Raw genomic sequence first — 22,527 nt, 5'->3', positions numbered from 1 at the left:
GAAGAATCCTTATGCAAGCAATCAACAACATCAACCTCAACTCCCTCGTGGATACTGTGGTCAGCCTCACCGCGGCGTTTATTCTGGGCGGCCTGATCGGTTTTGAGCGCCAGTACCGTCAGCGTACGGCAGGCCTGCGTACCAACGTGCTGGTCGCCGTGGGGGCGGCGATTTTCGTCGACATGGCCAACCGCCTCGGAGGTGCGGAAGGCGCGGTGCGCGTGGTTGCGTACGTGGTGTCGGGCATCGGTTTTCTGGGGGCGGGCGTGATCATGCGGGAAGAGGGCAATGTGCGTGGGCTCAACACCGCCGCTACCCTCTGGGCCTCGGCGGCGGTGGGGGCCTGTGCCGGCGCCGACCTGATTCTCGAAGCGCTGCTGGGCACCCTGTTTATACTGGCGGCCAACACGCTGCTGCGGCCGATCGTCAATAACATCAACCGCCAGCCGTTGGATGTGGTGTCGGCAGAGGTCACCAATATTCTCTATGTGATTGCGCGGCGCAGCCAGCAACAGGCGGTGATGGTGTTGCTGGAAGCCGAGTTGGCGCGGTGCAACTACCCGGCCAGTGACGTCGACGTGCGGCCGTTCGGCAGCGAAGAAGTGGAAATCGAGGCGACCCTGGTCGCGACATCGGTCGATGGTGATGAACTGGATGCGCTGGTGGCGCGTATTTCCATGTCGACTCTGGTGGTGCAGGCCTTTTGGAGCCCGAGTACCACCGACTGAGCCTCCTATGAAAACCCGGCGGGTCCAAGGATTGGCAGGGTTGTGCGCGGAAAAGTCCTACACTCAATTAGGATTATCCTTTCAGATGGGGCGTTATTACGTTGTTAAGGTTGCGCACTTGCGGCTGACGGGCCCTTTGGTCCGGCTTCGCGTGCTCGTGGTGTTTTCAATTGAAGGGGCCGGCAGCGCCTGGTGATTGCCTGGAATGTGCGCAGTACCGTTGGTCGGGACTGTCATTTCTCACAGGTGCCGAGGCCCTACGTAATGTGAAAGGGTGTCTACTTAGGGGAGTTTTATGGCCACAGCGTTAATCGCGGAAGACCACCCGTTTATCCGTGCCACGGTCAGGCATCTATTGAAGCTGGAAGGTTTCGATGAGATCTACGAGGCGGGCAACGGTGCGGATGCCATGCAACTGGCGCGGGAGAAGTGTCCCAGCCTGATCATCATGGACCTGGCAATGCCCAAGATGGGTGGGCTGGAAGTGATCAGCCGGATCAAGTCGCTGGGCTTGCCGTGCAAGATCCTGGTGCTCACGTCGTACCTGGCGGTGTTTTTTTCCACCCGCTGCATGCGTGCCGGGGCCATGGGGTTTGTCGCCAAGACCGGTGAACTGGACGAACTGCAAAAGGCGATCAAGGCGATCATGTCCGGTTACAGTTGCTTCCCCAGTATCGCCACCAGCTCGGTGCGTCGCGATGATTTGCAAGTGACGGAGGCGGCCATGGTGGAGGCACTGTCAGACCGCGAATTGATGGTGCTGCAAAAACTCGCCCAGGGCCTGGGCAACAAGGATATCGCCGAAGACCTGTTGCTGAGCCACAAGACCGTCAGTACCTACAAGACTCGACTCAAAGAGAAGTTGCATATGTCATCGGTGGTGCATCTGTCCAAGTTTGCCCAACGCAATCATCTGATCTGAAATGACCCGCGCCACGTTTTTGAGGTTTACCGCGATCTGGCTGGTGAGCCTGTTGCCTCTGTGCGCGGCCGCTCTCGATGAGCCGCGCACGCTGCGGCTGTTGGGGCATTCGCGGGTGGAGCAAGCCAGTGTGGTGCTGGATGAAGCTCAACTGCGCTGGCTGCGCGAGCGGCGAACCCTGGTGATGGGCGTGTCCGCCCCGGATTACGCGCCTTTTGACTTGACCAATAACAACGACGAACTTGAAGGGGTCACTGCCGATTACGCCGCCTTGATCGGGCAGATCCTGAATATGCCCATTGAGGTGCGGCGCTACGATACCCGTGATGAGGTCATTGAGGCGCTCAAACAAGGCAGCGTGGATTTCCTCGGCTCAGCCAATGGTTATGAAGCGGCCGACCCGCAGTTGCGCCTGTCCCGCTCCTATGCCAATGATCAGCCCACGTTGGTGACCCGCACCGGTGACAGCCAGGCGCTGAGTGACGACCTGGCCGGCAAACGCGTGGCGATGCTCTATCACTATATGCAGCCCGCCGCGGTGCAGGCCTTCTATCCCCGTGCCCGGTTGGAGCTGTTTCCCTCGACCGTCGAAGCCCTCGGCGCGGTGGCGTTTGGTAACGCCGATGTGTACCTGGGCGATGCCATCAGCACCAGTTACCTGATCAACCACAACCATCTGAATAACGTGCGCATGGCCGACTTCTCTGCCCTGGAAGTCAACCCTTTTGCCTTTGCCGTCACCCGTGAAAATACCCGTTTGCTGCCCATACTGGACACCGCCCTGGCGGTCATTCCGGCGAGCGAGCAGATGGAAATCCTGCGTCGTTGGAGCGCCGGCAACCTCGGGATCGTCGGTACCGGCCGCTTGCACCTGAGTGCCAGCGAACAGCGCTGGTTGCAGAAACATCCCCGGGTCAAGGTCGCGACGCTCGACAAATTCGTACCATTGTCGTTTTTCGATGAGCACGGGCAATTCGAAGGGTTGAGCGCCGAAGTGTTGTCGCGCATCAGCCTGCGTACCGGCTTGAAGTTCGATGTGGTCTCGGGCACTTCAATGCCGCAGCAGATCGATCAAGTCAGTACGGGCGCGGCGGACATGCTGGCGGTGGTCACCCCCAGCGTCGAGCGTGCCGAGAAGATACGGTTCAGTCGGCCCTATCTCACCAATCCCTTTGTGCTGGTCACGCGCAGTGACGAACGCAGCCCGCTCACCCTGGAAGACATGGTGGGCAAACGCCTGGCGCTGATCCCCGGCAATGGCCTGCGTGATGCGATCACCCAGAATTTCCCGGGGGTTGAATTTGTCGACGTTGAGAACCCGGAGCAAGCCATGGCGCTGGTAGCCAATGGGGGAGTGGACGGCGCGGTCAATTCGCTGATCAGTGCGCGCTACCTCATAGCACGGTACTACCGCGACCGATTGCGGGTATCCAGCACGGTTGGCTCCGAGCCGGCTCGCGTCACGTTTGGCGTCAATCGCAGTCAGCTGGAGCTGTACTCGATCCTCGATAAGGCGTTGCTGAGTATCACACCTCAGGAAATGGATGAATTGATAGGTCGTTGGCGCAACGACATCATCATCGAGGACAGTTACTGGTTGCGTCACCGCAACGCGATCATTCAAGGCTTCGGGTTGGCGGCACTGTTGCTGCTGGTCACATTGGGCTGGGCCATTTATCTGCGCAGCTTGATCCGCAAGCGGGTGCAGGCCGAGCGGGCGTTGAGTGATCAGATGATCTTCATGCGCGCCTTGATCGACGGTACGCCGCACCCGATTTATGTGCGTGACCGGCAGGGGCGCTTGATGGCTTGCAACAGCGCCTATCTGGATGTGTTTGGCTTCAAGCTCGAAGACGTGATCGGCAAGACCGTGGTGGAAACCGACACGGGCAATCCCCCGCAGGCCCGGTCCTTCCATGAGGATTACTTGCGGTTGATGGCTGACGGCGAGCCGCAGATTCAGGACCGCATACTCAAGGTGCCCACGGGAGAGGTGCTGACGATCTACCAGTGGATGCTGCCGTACCGTGATCGTGATGAGAAGGTGGTGGGCATGATCGCCGGCTGGCTGGATGTGAGCGAGCGTCAGCGGCTGCTGGGCCAATTGCAGGAGGCCAAGGATGATGCCGACGCCGCCAACCGGGCCAAGACCACATTTCTGGCGACGATGAGCCACGAAATCCGCACGCCGATGAACGCGGTGATCGGCATGATCGAGCTGGCCCTGAAAAATGCCGAGCAGGGCCGGGCCGACCGTGATGCGCTGGAGGTGGCCTCGGTGGCTTCGCGCGGCATGTTGGAGCTGATCGGCGATATCCTCGATATCGCGCGGATCGAGTCGGGGCATTTGTCACTGGCATTGCAGCCGGCCAGTCTGCATGAGTTGCTGGCCTCGGTGGTGCGGGTGTTCGAGGGGCTGGCACGGGTCAAGGAGTTGGTGCTGCAGGTTGAGTTGGACCCGCTGAAGGGGCGCATCGTAATGCTCGACCCGCTGCGCTTCAAACAGGTGATCTCCAATTTGCTGAGCAACGCGATCAAGTTCACCCCGCAGGGCCAGGTCAAGCTGGGTGCCCAGGTGCTTGATGAAGGCGAGTATTTGAGCGTGCAGTTGTGGGTGCAGGACACGGGCGTCGGTATCAGTGCCCAGGATCAACAACGGCTGTTCAACCCTTTTGTCCAGGGCGGCAACAGTGAGCAGTCGGCCCGCAGCGGGTCTGGCCTCGGGCTGGTCATCAGCCGCAGCCTCTGTGAAATGATGGGGGGGCAGTTGCACCTGAGCAGTGTGCTGGGGCAGGGCACTCGAGTCGATGTGACGTTGAGTCTGGCGCGGGCCGCTGCATTGCCGGCCCAGGCGCTGCCGGCGGGCGTACAGACCCCGTCGGCCCGGGCGCTGCGCATTCTGGTGGTGGACGACTACCCGGCCAATCGCCTGCTGCTGGCCCGGCAGTTGAATTTCCTGGGGCATCAAATCACCACGGCCGAAGACGGAATTCAAGGGCTGGCGCAGTGGCAGGCCGGGCACTTCGACGGGGTTATCACGGACTGCAATATGCCGCTCAAGAACGGCTACCTGTTGGCGCAGGACATTCGTGCACAGGAGCGCGCACAGGGCCTGACGCCGTGCCTGCTGCTGGGGTTCACCGCCAACGCGCAACCCGAAGAGACCGAGCGCTGCCGGCAGGCCGGCATGGACGGGTGCCTGTTCAAGCCCACGGGGCTCGAGGATCTGCGGAGCGCGTTGGCTCCCCTCACCGCCAGCCTTTGCGAACCAGAAGTGGCCGCGTTCGATTTGAGCACCTTGGCCGCATTGACGGGTGGAGATCCCCATGTCCTTGAAGAATTACTGATGCCACTGCTCGACAGTCTGGCGGCGGATCGCACGCTGTTGTCGACGCTGCAGCGCAAAGCCGATTTCGCCGGGCTGCACGACCTGGCCCATCGTGCCAAGGGTGGGGCGCGGATGGTCAAGGCGCACACGCTGATCCAGGGGTGTGAAGCGTTGGCGACCGTCTGTGAGCGCCGCGACCGCGAAGCGTTGGGGCCAGTGGTTGAAGCGCTGGATGACGCGATCGATGATTTGCAGCGTGGCCTGAGCATGTATTGCAAGCGGCCTTGACCGCAGTTGATGGCCATTCGGTGGATTTGGGAGAACTCCTACGCGAAGGGGGAACATGCCTGATTTTGTCGTCGAGGTATGTCTGGAAAATGGTCGGCACTCACTGACGAGTACTGCCAGCCCAGGGGCTTGCCATGCCGAACAAAGCACTGACTATCCTGATTGCCGATGAACAGCACCTGCAACGGCTGTACATCGAAAAAATGCTCAACCAGTTGGGGTATCACCGGATTGTGCCGGTGCAAACCTTCGAAGAGGTCCAGATCCTGACGGCCATCCCGGCCGAGCCCTTCGATGTGCTGATCATCAATGCGGGGCTGGCGGCCTGTGCTGACGGGCCAAACCCACAGGTGCGCCATGTGCTGGTCTACGACCAGCTCGACATGGGAGCGCTCGCCGGTGCAACGCCGACGGTGCTGGTACGCCTGCCGGGTGTGCCGGACAACGTCAATCTTGAACACTTCATGGACATCATCGATCCACCCGCGTCCCCCCAGGGGCTGCGGGTGTTGCCATGGCTGCGGGAGTTATCCCGCCGCCCCGTGGCCGGGGTTTAGTCCCACTTCGGTGCGATGCCCTTGGGGCTGGTCAAGCGGTGGCCACGTTCGAGGCCGGCAATCTGCGCCATATCGGCCGGGCTCAAGGTCAGTTGCAGGGCCTTGAGGTTGCTTGCCAGGTTGGCACGCTTGGTCGACGACGGGATCACCGCGTAGCCCAGCTGCATGGCCCAGGCCAGGGTGACTTGCGCCGGGGTGGCCTGATGGCGTTCGGCAATCTGTTGGATTACCGGGTCGTTCAACACTTCGCCGTAGGCCAGGGTCATGTACGAGGTGATCTGGATGCCATGGGCGGTGGCGAAGTCCACCACCTTGCGGTTTTGCAGGTAAGGGTGGAGTTCGATCTGGTTGGTCGCGATGTTCTCTGCGCCCACTGCGGCAATGGCCTGCTTCATCAGGTCGATGGTGAAGTTGGAAATGCCGATCTGGCGTGTCAGGCCCAGGCGCTTGGCTTCCAGCAACTGCTCCATGAATTGGGCGACGGGCACCTGGTCTTCCGGCGATGGCCAATGAATCAGGGTCAGGTCCAGATAGTCGGTCTGCAGTTTGCGCAGGCTTTCCTTGAGGCTTGGAATCAACTGGCCTTCGGCGAAGTTGGCGATCCAGATCTTGCTGGTGATGAACAGCTCATCACGCGGCACGCCACTGTCGGTGATGGCTTGACCGACTTGTGCTTCGTTCTCGTAGATCTGCGCGGTATCGATGACGCGGTAACCCAGTTCCAGGCCGGTGCTGACGGAGTCGATGACCACTTGGCCTTGCAGGCGGAAAGTGCCGAGGCCGAAGGCCGGAACAGGTTGTTGGGGAATAGACATCGGTAACTCCTGAAGGGCGATAAACAACGAAGCCGAGTATCCGCCCGTCGTTCCTTCGGAAAAACCGCCTGCTCCGAAAAGGACTCTTGACTGCAAATCACGAATCGCAGCCTCAGCCCGAGTCCAGGGGGAGTGAAAGGGGGCTGAGACTTGCTCGCTCCTGCAGGCGTCAGTTGGCGTTGCGATGCAGGCGCAGACGTTCGGCGGCGCTGCGCAACAACGGCTCGGTGCCGTCCCAACCCAGGCAACCATCCGTCACCGATACACCGTATTTCATGGCCGGGCTCAGCGGTTGGCAGCCTTCGAACAAATGGCTCTCGAGCATCATGCCGATCAGCGAGGTATCGCCCTGCAAGCGCTGCTCCAGCACGTCGTTGAATACGGCGGGTTGACGCAGCGGGTCTTTACCGCTGTTGGCATGGCTGCAGTCAACCATGATCCGCGCCGCCACCTTGGATTTGGCCAGGTCGTGCTTCACCTGCGCCACGCTTTGCGCATCGTAGTTCGGCCCACGATGACCGCCGCGCAGCACCAGGTGCGTGTCGGGGTTGCCGGGGGTCTGGATGATCGCCGGATGGCCCTGGCTGTCGACGCCGAAATGGCGGTGTGGGTGAGACGCCGAGCGCATTGCATCACAGGCAATCGCGACGCCGCCGTCGGTGCCGTTCTTGAAGCCCACGGGCATACCCAGGCCGCTGGCCATTTCGCGGTGGATCTGCGATTCAGTGGTACGTGCGCCGATGGCGACCCAGCTGAGCAGGTCATCGAAGTAGCCCGCAGCCATGGGTTGCAGCAGTTCGGTAGCGACCGGCAGGCCCAGGCGCAGCATTTCGCGCATCAGTTCGCGGGACAGGCTGAGGCCGGTGGCCATGTCATCGCTGCCGTCCAGGTGTGGGTCGTAGGCCAGGCCTTTCCAGCCGATGGTGGTGCGCGGTTTTTCGACGTAGGCGCGGATCACCAGCAGCATCTGGTCGCTGACGTCCCGGGCGAGCTTTTGCAGATTGCGTGCGTACTCCATGGCCGATTCCGGGTCGTGGATCGAACACGGGCCGACAATCACCAGCAAGCGTGAATCTTCGCCATTGAGAATGGCGCGCACGGCTTGGCGATGGGCGTGGATCTGTTCAACGAGGAACGGGCTGAGAGGCAGCTGGTGCTTTAAATCCAGGGAACTGGGCAGACGCTGAGTCAGGGCTTCATTGGCGCTGTTCAGGTTCGAAACGGGCAGAGCGGCGACGGAGGAGTTCATATTCAAGGCTTCCTGGGCAAGCGGCGGGTTGTTCCCGCGCGCTCTGCCCTACTGGGGTGTTCGACAATTGGCCGTATTGGCTGCGTGTGTTGGCTTGCCACCAATAGGTGACCGATCGGAGGCGGCAGGCTGTCCCGAACGGAGCTTGCTAAATCGCCAGGCAGTGCAGGTGTCGTAGCGGTAATAGGTGGCGTAGTTCATGTGGTGATTTCCTTGAGTGTTCCGAAAATAAGTGGGGCCTGAAAAAACAAAACCCCCGATCGGGGAGCCGACCGGGGGTTTAGATTTCTCTGGTAGGCGACCCCTTGAGTAGTGGGCGCCGATTTCAGGTATCAGGCGCGCCAGTGGCTAAACCAATACCCAAAATAAAAGCTTGCAGCTGCGCTCGAACCGCTCACACGGGTAGCCGATACCGAGCGCTGGGCACTGGCAGCAGGGCAAACCTGAGTGTGGGTGAGTTGCAACATGGTGTGTCTCCGAAAGATGGAAGGAGCTTACTAGAGGCGCACGGGTGGATTCAATCAGTAATTTCTATTGCCTGGGAGGACTGACGACTATGGGCCGAGATATGCTCACAGAACCTTGATGACTGCCTGGATGTAACCATGAATGCCTTGACCCTTGCTGCGGCTCAATCGATTTCCATCGCGGGTGATGTCGCGGCCAATATCGAACGGCACCTGGTCTTCATGCAGGCGGCAGCCGAGCGTGGTGTGCAATGCCTGGTATTTCCGGAGTTGTCGTTGACCGGGTATGAGCCGTCCTTGGCCGCGGCATTGGCGATTGATCCACACGATCGGGTGCTGGCACCGCTACGCGACAGCGCACGTGAACTGCGCTTGACGGTGGTGGTCGGGATGCCGATCCGGCTGGCGCCAGAGGCGGGCGTATCGATTGGTGCACTGGTTTTGGCGGCAGACGGTTCATTGGCGGTCTACACCAAGCAACATCTGCACCCAGGCGAAGAGGTGGCATTTGTCGCGGGGCAGGGTGGCCGGGCGCTTGAGTTCGGGAGCGAGCGGATTGCGTTGGCGGTTTGCGCTGACTTCTCCCACGCCAGCCATCCACGCCAGGCCGCGCAAGCCGGCGCCAGTGTGTACGCCGCCGGCGTGCTGATCAGCGAAGGCGGCTATGCGACGGACAGTGCCTTGCTCCAGGGCTATGCTGTTGAACATGGCCTGCTGGTGTTAATGGCCAACCACGGTGGCCCGTCTGGCGGCTGGGCTTGCGCCGGTCGCAGTGCCATTTGGGACGCCGAGGGGCGCCTGGTGGCTGCCGCGCCGGGTGTTGGCGATGCACTCCTGGTTGCCCAACGCACCGACGGCGGCTGGAGTGGCTACGCAGTCGACCTTTGAGTTGAAGGAGCGCAACCTCATGGGGTTTCACCTGCGCGAAGCGACCTCTCAGGACCGCTTGTTTGCCCGGACCCTGACCTACGAGGCGATGAACCACTATTACCTGCAGTATGGTTTGTCATGGTCGGATAATGGCTTTGATACCGCCTGGGCCTGTCGGGAAAACTGGCTGGTTTGCCGCGACAGGCATGTCATGGGTTTTATCAGCGTGAGTTGTGACAGCGCGGCGTTGTACATCCGCGAGTTGCATATGCTCGACGGTGCGCGCGGGCAAGGTGCTGGCAGTTGGGTGTTGGCGCAGATGGCGCTGAAGGCTCGCGAGCAGGGTCTGCTGCGCCTGACCGTGTTCAAGACAAACCCGGCCAGGCGGCTTTATCAGCGCATGGGCTTGAGTATCGTCGGTGACGAAGGCTGCTTCTGGCGGATGGAAAGGGTCTGTCGCTCACCTTCCTGACCGCTCAGTTGGGTTGAACAGGAAAAAAACAGGTCGCACCCCCGTAAATCCTGACCGTTCTCACAGCAAACTGCGCTAATCGCGTCGCGCTGTGTGGCCGCTATGTATCCAAACTCTATATATATGACGCTTGCAGCTAGGTCTGCGCCTTGGTTTTTTGCTAAGGTGTTCAGCAACCTATAAGACCATATCGCGAGGTGTCTGCTTGATTAGGGTGCTAGTAGTCGATGACCATGATCTCGTTCGTACAGGCATTACACGAATGCTGGCTGACATCGATGGCCTGCAAGTAGTCGGCCAGGCCGAATCGGGGGAGGAATCCCTGATCAAGGCCCGGGAGTTGAAACCCGATGTGGTTTTGATGGACGTCAAGATGCCCGGGATCGGCGGTCTTGGTGCCACTACCAAATTGTTGCGCAGCCATCCGGACATCAAAGTCGTGGTGGTGACCGTGTGCGAGGAAGACCCGTTTCCAACACGCCTGCTTCAAGCAGGCGCGGCGGGCTACCTGACCAAGGGCGCGGGCCTGGCGGAGATGGTGCAAGCCATTCGCCTGGTGTTTGCCGGCCAGCGGTATATCAGCCCGCAGATCGCCCAGCAGTTGGCGATCAAATCGTTTCAGCCCACCAGTGACTCGCCGTTTGATGCACTTTCGGAACGGGAAATCCAGATCGCCTTGATGATCGTGGGTTGCCAGAAGGTGCAGACCATCTCCGATAAGCTGTGCCTGTCGCCAAAAACCGTCAACACCTACCGCTATCGTATCTTCGAGAAGCTTGCCATCAGCAGTGATGTTGAATTGACCTTGCTCGCGGTGCGCCACGGCATGGTGGACGCCAGCGCCTGACATGACCACACCGTTTGATCCGAGCGCCTTTCTCTCGACCTGCAGTGGCCGCCCCGGCGTATACCGCATGTTCGACAGCGAGGCGCGGCTGCTTTACGTCGGCAAAGCCAAGAACCTGAAGAACCGCCTGGCGAGCTACTTTCGCAAGACCGGTCTCGCGACGAAAACCGCTGCGCTGGTGGCGCGTATCGCCCAGGTCGAAACCACCATTACCGCCAACGAGACTGAAGCGCTGCTACTTGAGCAGACGCTGATCAAGGAATGGCGCCCGCCCTATAACATCCTGCTGCGTGACGATAAATCCTACCCCTACGTGTTTTTATCTGACGGCGCCTTCCCACGTCTGAGTATTCACCGGGGCGCGAAGAAGCAGAAGGGCAAGTATTTCGGCCCGTACCCGAGTGCCGGTGCGATTCGTGAAAGCCTGAGCTTGCTGCAAAAGACCTTTTTTGTGCGTCAGTGTGAAGACAGTTTCTACAAGAACCGCACGCGGCCGTGCCTGCAGTACCAGATCAAGCGCTGCAAGGCGCCCTGCGTGGGCCTGGTGGAGCCGGCGGAGTATGCCGAGGATGTTCGCCATTCGGTCATGTTCCTGGAGGGGCGCAGTAATGCACTCACCGATGAACTCTCGGTTTCCATGGAGCAAGCCGCCAATACCCTGGATTTCGAACGCGCCGCTGAGCTGCGTGACCAGATATCCCTGCTGCGTCGTGTCCAGGACCAGCAGAGCATGGAGGGGGGTAGCGGGGACGTCGATGTGATCGCGGCTTTCGTCAACCCGGGCGGCGCGTGTGTGCACCTGATCAGCGTGCGGGGCGGGCGGGTGCTGGGCAGCAAGAATTTCTTCCCGCAGACCGGCATCGACGAAGATGTCGCCGAAGTCATGGCCGCGTTCCTGGGCCAGTACTATGTCAGCAGTCCGGAGCGCGACTTGCCGTCGGAGCTGATCGTCAACGTGGTGCATGAAGACTTTCCCACGCTGATCGAGGCCATCCACGAGCTGCGCGGCCGTGAGCTGGACATCAGCCATCGGGTACGCGGCACCCGGGCGCGCTGGCAACAATTGGCCGTTACCAATGCCGAACAGGCCCTGGGCGCACGTCTGGCGAATCGGCAGTACGTTGCCGCGCGCTTTGACGCCCTGGCGGAGGTCCTGAACCTGGACGAGCCACCGCAGCGCCTGGAGTGCTACGACATCAGCCACTCCAGCGGCGAGGCCACCGTGGCCTCCTGTGTGGTATTCGGGCCGGAAGGGCCGATCAAATCCGATTACCGGCGCTACAACATCGAAGGCGTCACCGCCGGCGATGACTACGCCGCCATGCATCAGGCCCTCACACGACGCTTCAGCAAGTTGAAGGACGGCGAGGGCAAGCTGCCCGACATTCTGCTGGTGGACGGCGGCAAGGGCCAGTTGTCCATGGCGCGTGACGTGCTCAACGAACTGGCGGTGCCCGACCTGATCCTGCTCGGTGTGGCCAAGGGCACCACGCGAAAGGCCGGTTTCGAAACGTTGTACTTGAATGATGCCGCCCATGAGTTCACTTTGAAGGGCGACTCGCCTGCACTGCACCTGATTCAACAGATTCGCGACGAAGCCCACCGTTTTGCCATTACCGGTCACCGCGCCCGGCGTGGCAAAACCCGGCGCACCTCAACCCTGGAAGGGGTGGCGGGGGTTGGCCCGACACGGCGTCGCGACCTGCTTAAACATTTTGGTGGCTTGCAGGAGCTGTCCCGTGCCAGCATTGACGAAATAGCCAAAGCACCCGGTATCAGTAAAAAGCTCGCTGAGTTGATTTATGCAAATCTGCACAGCGAATAGAATGCCTTCTCACCTCGTAGCCAGTTGTGCCGATGAATATCCCTAATCTGATCACCGTTCTACGCGTCCTGCTTATTCCGATTTTTATTTTGCTGTTCTATTTACCTTACGAATGGAGCTATGCCGCCTCCAGTTCGGTATTTGCCTTTGCCGCCGCCACCGACTGGCTCGATGGCTACCTGGCCCGCCGCCTGGAACAGAGCACGCCGTTCGGCGCGTTCCTCGACCCGGTGGCAGACAAGCTCATGGTCGCGGTGGCCCTGGTCCTGCTGGTGCAGGAGCACGGTAACCTGTGGCTGACCTTGCCGGCCGCGGTGATCATCGGTCGCGAGATCGTCGTTTCGGCCCTGCGCGAATGGATGGCCGAAATCGGCGCCCGCGCCCATGTTGCAGTATCGAACCTAGGTAAATGGAAAACCGCCGCGCAAATGCTCGCCCTGGTGATCCTGCTGGCCAACCCTTCGGACTTTTCGTTCTGGGTATTCATTGGCTACGCCTTGCTGCTGATTGCGGCCGGCCTGACCCTGTGGTCCATGCTCCAATATTTGCGCGCTGCCTGGCCTCATCTGCGTACTACCGTTGAAAAGAAATAAACTTTTTTGAATCAAGAGGTTGACGGGTTCTGATAAATCTATAGAATGCGCAACACCAAGCGGGAATAGCTCAGTTGGTAGAGCACGACCTTGCCAAGGTCGGGGTCGCGAGTTCGAGTCTCGTTTCCCGCTCCAGACACAAAGAAAAAGCCACTCAATCGAGTGGCTTTTTTTTTGCTCGTCAGATTCCAGGCAGACTCTGGCGGGAACTCGTCGATCACCGAAAAAAACCACATACGCGCAGCCTTTCGAATCTGGTTCAAGCCTCAAAACGGAATCTGGGTCGTCGACAGGACCTGGCGCAGCCCCATGAATGACCGAATCTGGCGAACGCCGGGCAGGTAAAGCAATTGCTCCGCGTGGAGCCGGTTGAAACTGTTGCTGTCCTTCGTCCGTATCAACATGAAGTAGTCGAACTCTCCCGTCACCACATGGCATTCCATGCAGCCGGAGACTTTTTGTGCGGCCGCCTCGAAGGCGGCGAAAGATTCCGGTGTGGAGCGGTCCAGCACGACACCGATCAAGACCACCATCCCCGCGTCCAGCGCGTCATTGTCCAGCAGTGCGACGATGCCTTTGATCAGGCCGACCTGCTTGAGCCGCTCGACACGCCTGAGGCAGGCCGGGGCACTCAATTTCACCTTCTCCGCAAGCGCCACATTGGAGATGGAGGCATCTCGTTGCAGGGCCTTGAGAATCGCGCGGTCGGTTCGATCCAGTGGCTGCGGCTCTGGGGCTGTAGCGCCCGGCTTGTGGCGATTATTTGTTGCTTTCATATCGTTTTTTACACATTAAAAGTGTGTGTGATGTGAATTTTTGGAAATTATGTTTTTCCAAATGGAAAAAACTTGCAACACATATTTTCTGAATTCTTCTTAGTATTTAACTCATCGAAGCCCTCCTGAAAGAGCCCGGAATGTGGCCTCTTTCTCTCGGCCTGGCGCTTGGATATCCACTATCAAGGAGCACAGTCATGAACCTGAATCGTTTTAAACGTTATCCGTTGACCTTCGGTCCTTCTCCCATCACGCCCTTGAAGCGCCTGAGTGAACACCTGGGGGGCAAGGTCGAGCTGTATGCCAAACGTGAAGACTGCAATAGCGGCCTTGCCTTTGGCGGGAACAAGACACGCAAGCTCGAATACCTCATCCCCGAGGCGATCGAGCAAGGCTGCGATACGCTGGTGTCCATCGGTGGCATTCAGTCGAACCAGACCCGCCAGGTCGCTGCAGTCGCAGCTCACTTGGGCATGAAGTGCGTGCTGGTGCAGGAAAACTGGGTGAATTATTCCGACGCAGTGTATGACCGCGTAGGCAACATCGAGATGTCGCGCATCATGGGCGCTGACGTGCGGCTTGACGCTGCAGGCTTCGATATTGGCATTCGGCCAAGTTGGGAAAAGGCCATGAGTGATGTCGTGGAGCAGGGTGGCAAACCCTTTCCGATTCCGGCGGGTTGTTCCGAGCACCCCTACGGCGGCCTGGGTTTCGTCGGTTTTGCCGAAGAAGTGCGGCAGCAGGAAAAAGAACTGGGCTTCCAGTTTGACTACATCGTGGTCTGCTCGGTGACCGGCAGTACGCAGGCGGGCATGGTTGTCGGTTTCGCTGCCGACGGTCGTTCCAGGAAAGTGATTGGTATTGATGCTTCGGCCAAGCCGGAACAGACCAAGGCACAGATCCTGCGTATCGCTCGTCACACCGCTGAGCTGGTGGAGCTGGGTCAAGAGATTACCGAGGCGGATGTGGTGCTCGATACGCGTTTTGCCTACCCCGAATATGGCTTGCCCAACGAAGGCACATTGGAGGCCATCCGCCTGTGCGGCCGCCTTGAAGGGGTGTTGACAGACCCGGTGTACGAAGGTAAATCGATGCACGGCATGATTGAAATGGTGCGTCGCGGTGAATTCCCCGAAGGCTCGAAAGTGCTTTACGCACACCTGGGCGGGGTGCCGGCGCTGAACGCCTACAGCTTCCTGTTCCGTAACGGTTAAACGTAACGCTGCCTGGAGTCACGCTCGCGTCCAGAATCCTGCCGGGAGTACCACCATGCATGCGATATCACAGTCTGCAATCTGGGTGAAAGAACCCCTGGCGGATACCGGGGTGGTCATCGTGACCAGCGCCGCTTTGCCCAAATACCTGATTGACGCGTTGCACATGGCGATTGACGACTGGGATCAGGTCGCCTACCTGGCGGTCCGGCAATCGAGGGCATTTATGCTCGACTGGCTGCAGTCGGGCTCCAACCCGACAGCCTCGGCGCCGGCAACCCCCTGTCAGGCCAGCCAACTGCTGCGCGGTGTATCCAAGGGCTGCTTTTTACTGGATGTCGAAGTCAGCCCGATACCCCGTCTCACCTGGCTGGGATCAGTCTGCGGTCACCCGCTGCGCGTCCTCAAACTGGAAGACGCAGCATCCCCAGCAGCGCTTGATAGGCAGGTAGAAGAGGTTTTGTCGGTGACGCGCACGCTGGTGAAAAGCGTGTTGCAAGAACGTTGTTTCAGCTAACAACCGTCAGGTTTCTCCTATGAGGTGCGCGCCGCGCAGCGGGCATGCACAAACGTTCTAGCCGCTGACGTCATTGCTGCGAATAATACCGGCTAATCCCGCCCCCAATGAAAACGGTATTGGAGCCGCTAATGTTCGACACCAAAGTCGCGATCATCGTGCGCAACGACTTGAAGATCTGGCAGCGTTTGAACGTCGTCGCATTTCTTGCAACCGGTATCGCGTCGGCGGCTCCCGAAGCCATGGGCGACGCCTATGCCGATGCGAATGGCCACCTTTATGCAAAGATGCTGGGACAGCCGATGCTGATATTCGAAGCCGATCTGGTGGGCCTCCAGACTGCCCATCGCGTAGCTCTGGCACGCGATATCACGATAGTGCCCTACGTCTTTGCGATGTTTTCAACCGGCCACGATCAGGCGAACCGTGAGGCATTTCTGGCAGAAGACCCCCAGCATCTGAACCTGGTTGGGATCGGTATTCGAGGGCCCAAAAAAGCCGTGGAAAAAGCCACGAAGGGTTTATTGCTTCACACGTGATAATCAGCCCAGGCACATAAACAAAAATGCCCGTATCGAAAGGTACGGGCATTTTGTTTATGCGGCCGGCAATGCGTCCTCTTGGTTATCGTCTGCGGCGGATCACGCCCGCCGTTGAATCGCCACCCTGGACCAAAGGGTAAAGGCAACATTCGGGGCCCAACCGCTATTGGAGGTGTGCTCCTGAATACACGCGTAGCGATTGCCTTCATACGTCACCCCATCGTCCTTGCGATAGTGATGATTCAGTTGCCACTCCGGGTATTGCGGGTCAGTCATTCCACCTGCGGTCTTGACGTTCAGGCTGACACCCGGCAACGACTGATTGCCTTGGCTATCGGTGGCGGTGACGAAATAGCTGTACTGGGTATCCGCTGTCAGGCCATTGTCCGTAAAGGTCAACGCGGCGGTCTGGCCTACCGGGCTGCCATTGCGATACAAGGTATAAAACTCGATCGGGCGCACACCGCTGGCAGCGCTCCAGTTCAAGGTCACGCTGACTTCCGTCCGGGCTGGGGAAGACAAGCTCCCCGGTGCCGACGGCCGCTCATTGCCGCTGTCGCCATGGATCAGTGATGCGTAACGGTTGCGGAACTCCCAGTTGTAGTGGGCTCCCTGCTTGTTGAGGCCGTCATCCCAGTTCACCGACCAGGTCATCAGCCCCTTGACCGACAACCCTGCCGCATCCAGGCGCTTGAAGGCATTGCTCACCGCCGCCGGGTCAATGACGTACCCGGTCGCCGCCGCATCGACATTACTAGGCAAGCCGATCACGAACTTGTCGGCGGCAATCTTGATGTATTCACGAGTGCCTGTGAGCAGGCTTTCAGTCAGATAAAACAGGAAGTCTTCTTTCAGCGCATCATTGTTCTGGGCAATCCACTCACCCTTTCCGCCGTTGACTTCCTGGACCCACACACCGTCGCCCCCTTGGTTGTAGTACTGCGGCGCGATGAAATCGTAGTAACCCTCCAGTGCCTGGATGTAGGCGACGTACGCCCCGGTCGTGACGAGATACGGGAACTCCGGTGCCATGCTGATAATGAAATGTTTGCCTTCCCCCGCGTAGTGATCCTTCACCAGTTTCAGCGCAGCCGGCAAAACGGTCTTGTTGTTGGCGGTGTGAATGGCTTTCTGCTCAAGGTCGATGTCCAGTCCATCAAAACCATAAGTTTCCACCAGGCGGATGATTTCCCTGGCCAGCGGTCGCTCGTCACCGTCATGCAACTCGATATGCGCATCGGCACCGCCGAGGGAGATCAATACGGCGCGGCCCTGACTGTTGAGCACCCCGACCTGGCGACGAAACTCTTCGTCCGACAGGTTGTAAGGCTTGAACGTGGGAATGCCGTTGCCTTTCATGAAGGCCACAGCCACCACGTTGTATTCCTTGGGAATGTCCACCAGGTTGAGGTTGGCGAACTGCCCCTGCTGGTAACCGTCACTGGAACCCGCCGGCCAGTTGTGCCAGAACCCCATGAGGATTTTCTTGCCGGCGATTGACGGCATCAACGACGCTGCATCGTTCGCCAGTTTCTTTACTGAGGAAAAATCAATCTTGCTCATATTCCAATCCTTTAGAATTTGAATGAATCAACAACTGTCCTGTTGTGATTTGAAGTCAGCTCAAGCTTGGGCTGATGCAGAGCGCCGACGTGCTCACTCGCGTGACGCCTTCGGCGGCGCGTCCGCCAACTTGAGGTTGGCGGCGATGTAAAACCCTAAGACCGTGCGTTTTTTCTCTTGATATTCACAGGGCACCAGCGTGGTGTTGGGCAGGTGCGTGCTGTCCTGCGCTGGTTTGACCAGCATTCTCTTGCCCCCCGAGCGCAGGCGTACATATTGCCCGGGCTCGAAGGTGCTCATGGGCGCGTCTCGGCAACGGCCAGGCGGGTCGGTTCTCCCCAGGCGCCGCCCAGGGCGGTGTACAGGTTGACCTCGGCGACCAGTTGCGCCAACCGGTCGGTGATCAGCGTCTGTTGCGAGGAAAACAGCGAGCGCTGTGCATCGAGAAAGACCAGGTTGCTGTCCACGCCGATTTTATAGCGACGTTGCGCGAGGTCGTAATAGGTCTGGTTCGCCCGCACCAGGTCGCGTTGTGCGCTCAGTTGATCGTCATAGGTCTGGCGAGCCGCCAAGCCATCGGAGACTTCCTGGAACGCCGTCTGAATGGTTTTTTCATACTGCGCGATACCAATGTCTTTCTGCAGCTTGGAATAGTCGAGGCTTGCGCGCAGGCTGCCGGCATTGAAGATCGGCAGGTTGATCTGGGGCTGGAACGTCCAACTGCCCGAGCCACCCTTGAACAGGCTGGACAGTTGGGAGCTGGAGGCGCCCGCATTCGCCGTCAGGCTGACGCTGGGGAAGAAAGCGGCACGGGCCGCGCCGATATTGGCGTTGGCGGACTTGAGCTGGTATTCGGCCTGCAGGATATCGGGCCGGCGCTGCAGCAGGTCCGACGGCAGGCCGGAAGGCACCTGGGCGATCAAGTCACTGGCCAGCGGCCGAGCCGGCAAGGATGGCGGCAGTGCGCCGCCGATCAACAGCGTCAGGCTGTTGCGGTCCTGCGCCACTTGACGCTCGTAGCGGGCCAGGTTGGCGCGGGCGTTCTCGACACTGGTTTGCGCCTGTGCGGCGTCCAGTGACGACGCGGTCCCCACCGCCAGGCTGCGGGTGGTCAGGCGCAGGCTTTCCTCGTAGGAGGCCAGGGTCTGGCGGGTCAGCACCAGTAACTCCTGGTCGGCGCGCCAAGTCAGGTAGGCGTTGGCGACGCTGGCGACCAGGCTCAGTTCCGCACTGCGGCGCGCTTGCTCGGTGGCCAGGTAAGCCTGCATCGCCTGCTCGCTGAGGCTGCGGACGCGACCGAAGAAATCCAGTTCGTACGCACTCATCCCCAGCGTCGCCGAATAGGTGGAGGTGATTGCCGCTTTGCCGGTGCGGGTAATGCTCGCCGGGACACGCTGGCGGGTACCGCCGACGCCGGCGGAAATCGCCGGGAACAGGTCGGCGCGCTGTATCTGGTACTGCGCGCGGTAGGCTTCGACATTCAGGGCGGCCACACGCAGGTCGCGGTTCTGGGTCAGGGCGGTCTGAATCAGTTGCTGCAGGGCCGGGTCGCGAAACAGTGTGCGCCATCCCTGGCTGGCCGCTTCTTCGCTGACCGTCCCAGCGGCAGCGGCATATGCCGGACCTTGGGGATACTGTGGCGCCACGGGTGCGGCCGGTTGCTGGTAATCGGGGATGAGCGAGCAGCCGCTCAGTGCCACTGCAACCGTTACCAGAGAGAAAGCAAACTTGTTCATGAGCCAGCCTCATTTGAAAAGGGGCACGGGTGGCTGCGTAGCGACCCGTTGCTTGAGTTGCGCTAGGCGCCGACCATCCATCGGGTCAATCCATGTCGGCCGCTGACCCCAAGCTTTGCGGTGGCACGCTTGAGGTAGGTTTCGATAGAGCTATTTTTCAGCTGCAGCGTTTCTGCTATTTCCGGCACCGTCTTGCCGTTGAGCAAACCCAGGCAAACTTCCTGTTCGCGGGTCGATAAGGTGATGTCGCACAACGCCAGGCGCTTTTGAAATTCGCGATGAATGTGCGTCGGTTCCTGATGGGTGACCAGGGTCGCCATCCAGCTGCCCATTTTTCGCAGTGAGCTCTGGCGGCTGAACTGGGCATAATTTTCAATCAGCGGCAGCAGGGCTTCGGAGAGGTTCTTGAGCAGCGACAATTCGCTCAAGGAAAAATCCTTGTGCGTGGGCGACCGATACAAGGTCACCACGCAGCGCCGGTTGCCGTCGCGTGACGCCAGCGTGCACTGGTGCGCCGCACGGCGCGTGCCCTTGCCGGCTGCACCTTTGGGGCGCGTGTTCATACGGATCAACAGCGAGCCCTCCATCTCCAGCACTTCCTTGAGCAGTTGAGGGTTATGGGCAGGAAGGCTTGCGTCGGGTGCAGGGAAGTCGGCGGGGTCGCCGGCATTGCCCAAGGGCTTGATGTCGGTCAGTTGAGCGTTTGACTTATCGAGTGTCCATTCGCTGAGCGTCAACGCCGTGACCGGCAAGAGTTTGTCGATCAGCTTGAGCATGTTGAGTGCGAAGTGATCCTGGTCAGTACTGGAGATCAACTCGCCGAGTATGAAATAGAAGTGTGGGCTGTCCGCATTTCGAATACTGCTGGTCAGATCCATAGTCCAATCATCCTTGATGGCGCCGTTTTTATAAGTTGTTGGTGAGCGAGCAGTGCAGCCATCGTTCACTCCTGAAGGGTTCAACTCGGCTCCGTATTAGGCCCACTCATTGCGCGACGGTCTGTAATAGAAAGCGGGGACATTCAGGTCTCAGCCGCTTGCCCCTCATGGATTTGCCTCACTCAACGCTTTGTACAGGCTTTCGGGGACAGCCGAATTCCGGGCAATCCGTACACTTGCGGCTCCGGCACCCTGGCCAGTCGCAGCGGTTTGCCTGACGGGCCTTGCCCGGTCTTGAGTGTATTTGAGGAGTTAATCCATGAATAAAGAGCATGAGAAGCCGCCCAAGCCGGGCTCGGTCTTGCGCCTGCTTTGGCAAAATCATCCCTGGCTGGCCTTCTTTTCAGTGGTCACCGGCATCGTCAGCGGCGTGGCGGCGATCGCGGTGGTGAACGTGATCAACCAGGCGATCTACGAGCAGGGATCGCGGTTGCACTTGCTGTACTGGTTTGTCGGTTTGAGTGTGGTGGCGCTGGCGTTTCGCAACGGCGCGACCTTGTTTCCCGCGTACGCCAACATGAAATTGATGACGCGCCTGCGCATAGCGTTGTGCCAGAAAATCCTTTCTTCGCCCCTCGAAGAAGTGGATCGGCGCGGCCCGCCCAATGTGCTGACGCTGCTGACCACCGATATTCCGCAGCTCAATGCGACGCTGCTGGTGATGCCCGTGGTCCTGGTGGAATGCACGGTGTTCATGTGCGGCCTGGCTTACCTGGCTTACCTGTCGTGGACGGTGTTTGCGTTAACCCTGGCGTTGTTGGCAGTGGGTGCGATTCTGTACGTCTTCCTGTTTCTCGGCGGCGTAAAGTTCACCGGCCGCGTGCGTGATGAGTTCACCGCTTTCAACGAACACACGCACGGGCTGGTCTTCGGCCTCAAGGAGTTGAAGCTCAACGGCATTCGCCGTCGCTGGTTTGGCCGCTCTGCCATCAAGGAGTCGTCCACGCGGGTGGCGCGCTTCAATTTCATCGAGCATATGTGGTACCTCGGTGCGGAAAACATGGGGCTGGTCACCCAGTCACTGCTGATCGGCAGCCTGGTGTTCGCGTTGCCGTTGCTGATGGTGGCTGACAGTCAAGTGATGACCGGCAGCGTGTTGACGGTGATGTATATCCTGGGACCGCTGGGGTTGCTGATCGGTGCAATGCCGGTCGTGGCGCAAGGGCGGATTGCGGTCAGCCGTCTCGCCGAATTTGGTTTCCTGATCAACGAACACCACGCCGAACAGGACGAGCCGGATAACACCAATGTCCTGCGCCTGGAGCACAAGAAGCACTGGCGCCAGATCACGCTCAAGGGGGTGGTGATGAACTATCGTGGCGCCGACGCGGAGAACGGTTTCGCGCTGGGGCCGGTCGACCTGACCATCAACAGCGGTGAGTTGATCTACATCATCGGCGGCAACGGTTGCGGCAAAAGTACCCTGGTCAAGGCGCTATGCGGGTTGTACGTGCCCCAGGCCGGGCAGATATTGCTCGACGGCGTCGCCGTCAACGATGAAACCCGCAGTGACTACCGTGACCTGTTTTCCGCGGTATTCAGCGACTTCCATCTGTTCAACCGCCTGATCGGTCCTGAAGGCGAGGAGGTCAATCCGGCCCAGGCGCAGAAGTACCTGGCCGCACTGGGCCTGGCCGAAAAAATCAAGATCGAAGGGCTGGGGTATTCCACCACCAAAGAGCTGTCCTACGGCCAGCAAAAACGCCTGGCCCTGGTGTGTGCCTACCTGGAAGATCGCCCGGTGTATGTCCTCGATGAGTGGGCGGCGGACCAGGATCCTCCGTTCAAGCGCTTCTTCTATGAAGAGTTGCTGCCGGAGCTCAAGCGTCGCGGAAAGACCGTGCTGATCATTACGCATGATGATCAATACTTCCAATTGGCTGACCGCATCGTCAAGTTGGTCGACGGCCATATCGTCTCCGATGTAAGCCTTGTCGCCGAGGACCGTCGCGCCTGATCCAGGCGATGCCGACGCCTTTCCCCCAAGCACGACACCTATAGGTTTAAAAACTGCAGGTGTCGTGCTTTTTTGTGGTTAAAAATTCTTAAATATCAAAAAGATAATTGAGAAATTACGAAATATTTCCGTGTCCCGTGATTGTCCGGGATTCGGGTGACATACAGCCCAAAACGCCGATGATTAAATTTGCCAATGCGCTTATCAGGTCACGCTGTGGGCGGCTTTTTTATCCGGCGTACGAGGCCGTATAGGCAGATTGAGTTGCCCATTGGTCTGACGTTTTTAACGATTTTTGCCTCAATTTCCCTCGCTGCTGCGCT

At 59.4% G+C, this 22,527-nt stretch carries 20 protein-coding genes and 1 tRNA gene; 14 read left to right on the top strand and 7 right to left on the bottom strand.

The window, feature by feature from the left end:
* The first annotated feature begins 11 nt into the window (after nucleotides 1-11).
* The 4 genes from ACQRBT_RS26035 to ACQRBT_RS26020 all read left to right on the top strand — a co-directional run bounded on the left by ACQRBT_RS26035 (nucleotide 12) and on the right by ACQRBT_RS26020 (nucleotide 5,823).
* The gene (locus tag ACQRBT_RS26035) at nucleotides 12-728 is read left to right on the top strand and encodes an MgtC/SapB family protein (RefSeq protein ID WP_198762794.1); all 717 of its coding nucleotides are present in this window, start codon (nucleotides 12-14) and stop codon (nucleotides 726-728) included.
* Nucleotides 729-1,023: 295 nt separating this feature from the next.
* Entirely contained in the window at nucleotides 1,024-1,650 is a 627-nt protein-coding gene (locus ACQRBT_RS26030; RefSeq protein WP_060756428.1) for a response regulator transcription factor, read from the top strand.
* Nucleotide 1,651: 1 nt separating this feature from the next.
* Nucleotides 1,652-5,266 (top strand): transporter substrate-binding domain-containing protein, encoded by a 3,615-nt coding sequence (locus ACQRBT_RS26025; RefSeq protein ID WP_412046947.1) that lies wholly within the window; start codon nucleotides 1,652-1,654, stop codon nucleotides 5,264-5,266.
* Nucleotides 5,267-5,400: 134 nt separating this feature from the next.
* The gene (locus tag ACQRBT_RS26020; protein ID WP_060756426.1) at nucleotides 5,401-5,823 is read left to right on the top strand and encodes a hypothetical protein; all 423 of its coding nucleotides are present in this window, start codon (nucleotides 5,401-5,403) and stop codon (nucleotides 5,821-5,823) included.
* On the opposite strand, the gene dkgB is transcribed toward ACQRBT_RS26020, so the two are convergent.
* Both dkgB and ACQRBT_RS26010 read right to left on the bottom strand, forming a co-directional pair.
* The gene (gene dkgB / locus ACQRBT_RS26015; protein ID WP_412046946.1) at nucleotides 5,820-6,638 is read right to left on the bottom strand and encodes a 2,5-didehydrogluconate reductase DkgB; all 819 of its coding nucleotides are present in this window, start codon (nucleotides 6,636-6,638) and stop codon (nucleotides 5,820-5,822) included. The genes ACQRBT_RS26020 and dkgB overlap by 4 nt on opposite strands.
* Nucleotides 6,639-6,807: 169 nt before the next feature.
* On the bottom strand, nucleotides 6,808-7,887 hold the full coding sequence (locus ACQRBT_RS26010; RefSeq protein WP_104993270.1) for a 3-deoxy-7-phosphoheptulonate synthase: 1,080 nt from the start codon (nucleotides 7,885-7,887) through the stop codon (nucleotides 6,808-6,810).
* Between the two features lie 605 nt (nucleotides 7,888-8,492).
* Here ACQRBT_RS26010 and ACQRBT_RS26005 point away from each other — a divergent pair.
* The 6 genes from ACQRBT_RS26005 (at nucleotide 8,493) to ACQRBT_RS25980 (ending at nucleotide 13,096) form a co-directional block, all read left to right on the top strand.
* On the top strand, nucleotides 8,493-9,242 hold the full coding sequence (locus ACQRBT_RS26005) for a carbon-nitrogen hydrolase family protein (RefSeq protein WP_412046945.1): 750 nt from the start codon (nucleotides 8,493-8,495) through the stop codon (nucleotides 9,240-9,242).
* A 19-nt stretch (nucleotides 9,243-9,261) separates the two neighbouring features.
* Nucleotides 9,262-9,696 carry a GNAT family N-acetyltransferase gene (locus ACQRBT_RS26000; RefSeq protein ID WP_412046944.1) on the top strand — a complete coding sequence of 145 codons (435 nt, stop codon included), beginning with the start codon at nucleotides 9,262-9,264 and terminating at the stop codon, nucleotides 9,694-9,696.
* A 205-nt stretch (nucleotides 9,697-9,901) separates the two neighbouring features.
* Nucleotides 9,902-10,543 (top strand): response regulator transcription factor GacA, encoded by a 642-nt coding sequence (gene gacA / locus ACQRBT_RS25995; protein ID WP_003190387.1) that lies wholly within the window; start codon nucleotides 9,902-9,904, stop codon nucleotides 10,541-10,543.
* A 1-nt stretch (nucleotide 10,544) separates the two neighbouring features.
* A complete protein-coding gene (gene uvrC, locus ACQRBT_RS25990) occupies nucleotides 10,545-12,368 on the top strand; it encodes an excinuclease ABC subunit UvrC (RefSeq protein ID WP_412046943.1) in 1,824 nt (607 codons plus the stop codon).
* Between the two features lie 32 nt (nucleotides 12,369-12,400).
* Nucleotides 12,401-12,961: a CDP-diacylglycerol--glycerol-3-phosphate 3-phosphatidyltransferase gene (pgsA, locus tag ACQRBT_RS25985; protein WP_060756420.1), complete on the top strand. Its 561-nt coding sequence runs from the start codon at nucleotides 12,401-12,403 to the stop codon at nucleotides 12,959-12,961.
* Nucleotides 12,962-13,020: 59 nt separating this feature from the next.
* A tRNA-Gly gene (locus ACQRBT_RS25980) sits at nucleotides 13,021-13,096 on the top strand.
* Between the two features lie 131 nt (nucleotides 13,097-13,227).
* Here the strand turns inward: ACQRBT_RS25980 and ACQRBT_RS25975 are convergent.
* Nucleotides 13,228-13,737 (bottom strand): Lrp/AsnC family transcriptional regulator, encoded by a 510-nt coding sequence (locus tag ACQRBT_RS25975; RefSeq protein WP_104993273.1) that lies wholly within the window; start codon nucleotides 13,735-13,737, stop codon nucleotides 13,228-13,230.
* Between the two features lie 197 nt (nucleotides 13,738-13,934).
* Between ACQRBT_RS25975 and ACQRBT_RS25970 the strand changes: the two genes are divergently transcribed.
* From ACQRBT_RS25970 to ACQRBT_RS25960, 3 genes are all read left to right on the top strand, one after another.
* Nucleotides 13,935-14,951, top strand: coding sequence for a 1-aminocyclopropane-1-carboxylate deaminase (locus ACQRBT_RS25970; protein WP_090372028.1), 1,017 nt, complete (start codon nucleotides 13,935-13,937; stop codon nucleotides 14,949-14,951).
* A 55-nt stretch (nucleotides 14,952-15,006) separates the two neighbouring features.
* Nucleotides 15,007-15,468, top strand: coding sequence for a transketolase (locus ACQRBT_RS25965; protein WP_104993274.1), 462 nt, complete (start codon nucleotides 15,007-15,009; stop codon nucleotides 15,466-15,468).
* 131 nt (nucleotides 15,469-15,599) lie between these two features.
* Nucleotides 15,600-16,007 (top strand): DUF2000 family protein, encoded by a 408-nt coding sequence (locus tag ACQRBT_RS25960; RefSeq protein WP_412046942.1) that lies wholly within the window; start codon nucleotides 15,600-15,602, stop codon nucleotides 16,005-16,007.
* Nucleotides 16,008-16,109: 102 nt separating this feature from the next.
* Here the strand turns inward: ACQRBT_RS25960 and ACQRBT_RS25955 are convergent, their stop codons facing one another.
* The 4 genes from ACQRBT_RS25955 to ACQRBT_RS25940 all read right to left on the bottom strand — a co-directional run bounded on the left by ACQRBT_RS25955 (nucleotide 16,110) and on the right by ACQRBT_RS25940 (nucleotide 20,187).
* The gene (locus ACQRBT_RS25955) at nucleotides 16,110-17,573 is read right to left on the bottom strand and encodes a carbohydrate-binding protein (protein ID WP_412046941.1); all 1,464 of its coding nucleotides are present in this window, start codon (nucleotides 17,571-17,573) and stop codon (nucleotides 16,110-16,112) included.
* A 93-nt stretch (nucleotides 17,574-17,666) separates the two neighbouring features.
* On the bottom strand, nucleotides 17,667-17,873 hold the full coding sequence (locus ACQRBT_RS25950; protein ID WP_104993277.1) for a hypothetical protein: 207 nt from the start codon (nucleotides 17,871-17,873) through the stop codon (nucleotides 17,667-17,669).
* Nucleotides 17,870-19,309, bottom strand: a complete 1,440-nt coding sequence (locus ACQRBT_RS25945) for an efflux transporter outer membrane subunit (protein WP_412046940.1) — start codon at nucleotides 19,307-19,309, stop codon at nucleotides 17,870-17,872. The genes ACQRBT_RS25950 and ACQRBT_RS25945 overlap by 4 nt, the downstream gene beginning before the upstream one ends.
* Nucleotides 19,310-19,371: 62 nt before the next feature.
* Entirely contained in the window at nucleotides 19,372-20,187 is an 816-nt protein-coding gene (locus ACQRBT_RS25940; RefSeq protein ID WP_060756412.1) for a helix-turn-helix transcriptional regulator, read from the bottom strand.
* Nucleotides 20,188-20,506: 319 nt separating this feature from the next.
* Between ACQRBT_RS25940 and ACQRBT_RS25935 the strand changes: the two genes are divergently transcribed.
* Nucleotides 20,507-22,204, top strand: a complete 1,698-nt coding sequence (locus ACQRBT_RS25935) for a cyclic peptide export ABC transporter (protein ID WP_060756411.1) — start codon at nucleotides 20,507-20,509, stop codon at nucleotides 22,202-22,204.
* Nucleotides 22,205-22,527: the final 323 nt, after the last annotated feature.

This window comes from Pseudomonas sp. R19M, assembly GCF_050312585.1.
GTDB classification, from domain to species: Bacteria; Pseudomonadota; Gammaproteobacteria; order Pseudomonadales; family Pseudomonadaceae; genus Aquipseudomonas; species Aquipseudomonas palleroniana.
Note: the sequence above shows the minus strand (reverse complement) of the source record. Positions and strands in the feature narration are given on the sequence as shown.

What these genes read in the sequence shown, in the direction of transcription:
- ACQRBT_RS26035 (WP_198762794.1), top strand. Translation starts at nt 12, where the DNA reads ATGCAAGCAATCAACAACATCAACCTCAACTCCCTCGTGGATACTGTG.
- ACQRBT_RS26030 (WP_060756428.1), top strand. Translation starts at nt 1,024, where the DNA reads ATGGCCACAGCGTTAATCGCGGAAGACCACCCGTTTATCCGTGCCACG.
- ACQRBT_RS26025 (WP_412046947.1), top strand. Translation starts at nt 1,652, where the DNA reads ATGACCCGCGCCACGTTTTTGAGGTTTACCGCGATCTGGCTGGTGAGC.
- ACQRBT_RS26020 (WP_060756426.1), top strand. Translation starts at nt 5,401, where the DNA reads ATGCCGAACAAAGCACTGACTATCCTGATTGCCGATGAACAGCACCTG.
- dkgB (WP_412046946.1), bottom strand. Translation starts at nt 6,638, where the DNA reads ATGTCTATTCCCCAACAACCTGTTCCGGCCTTCGGCCTCGGCACTTTC.
- ACQRBT_RS26010 (WP_104993270.1), bottom strand. Translation starts at nt 7,887, where the DNA reads ATGAACTCCTCCGTCGCCGCTCTGCCCGTTTCGAACCTGAACAGCGCC.
- ACQRBT_RS26005 (WP_412046945.1), top strand. Translation starts at nt 8,493, where the DNA reads ATGAATGCCTTGACCCTTGCTGCGGCTCAATCGATTTCCATCGCGGGT.
- ACQRBT_RS26000 (WP_412046944.1), top strand. Translation starts at nt 9,262, where the DNA reads ATGGGGTTTCACCTGCGCGAAGCGACCTCTCAGGACCGCTTGTTTGCC.
- uvrC (WP_412046943.1), top strand. Translation starts at nt 10,545, where the DNA reads ATGACCACACCGTTTGATCCGAGCGCCTTTCTCTCGACCTGCAGTGGC.
- pgsA (WP_060756420.1), top strand. Translation starts at nt 12,401, where the DNA reads ATGAATATCCCTAATCTGATCACCGTTCTACGCGTCCTGCTTATTCCG.
- ACQRBT_RS25975 (WP_104993273.1), bottom strand. Translation starts at nt 13,737, where the DNA reads ATGAAAGCAACAAATAATCGCCACAAGCCGGGCGCTACAGCCCCAGAG.
- ACQRBT_RS25970 (WP_090372028.1), top strand. Translation starts at nt 13,935, where the DNA reads ATGAACCTGAATCGTTTTAAACGTTATCCGTTGACCTTCGGTCCTTCT.
- ACQRBT_RS25965 (WP_104993274.1), top strand. Translation starts at nt 15,007, where the DNA reads ATGCATGCGATATCACAGTCTGCAATCTGGGTGAAAGAACCCCTGGCG.
- ACQRBT_RS25960 (WP_412046942.1), top strand. Translation starts at nt 15,600, where the DNA reads ATGTTCGACACCAAAGTCGCGATCATCGTGCGCAACGACTTGAAGATC.
- ACQRBT_RS25955 (WP_412046941.1), bottom strand. Translation starts at nt 17,573, where the DNA reads ATGAGCAAGATTGATTTTTCCTCAGTAAAGAAACTGGCGAACGATGCA.
- ACQRBT_RS25950 (WP_104993277.1), bottom strand. Translation starts at nt 17,873, where the DNA reads ATGAGCACCTTCGAGCCCGGGCAATATGTACGCCTGCGCTCGGGGGGC.
- ACQRBT_RS25945 (WP_412046940.1), bottom strand. Translation starts at nt 19,309, where the DNA reads ATGAACAAGTTTGCTTTCTCTCTGGTAACGGTTGCAGTGGCACTGAGC.
- ACQRBT_RS25940 (WP_060756412.1), bottom strand. Translation starts at nt 20,187, where the DNA reads ATGGATCTGACCAGCAGTATTCGAAATGCGGACAGCCCACACTTCTAT.
- ACQRBT_RS25935 (WP_060756411.1), top strand. Translation starts at nt 20,507, where the DNA reads ATGAATAAAGAGCATGAGAAGCCGCCCAAGCCGGGCTCGGTCTTGCGC.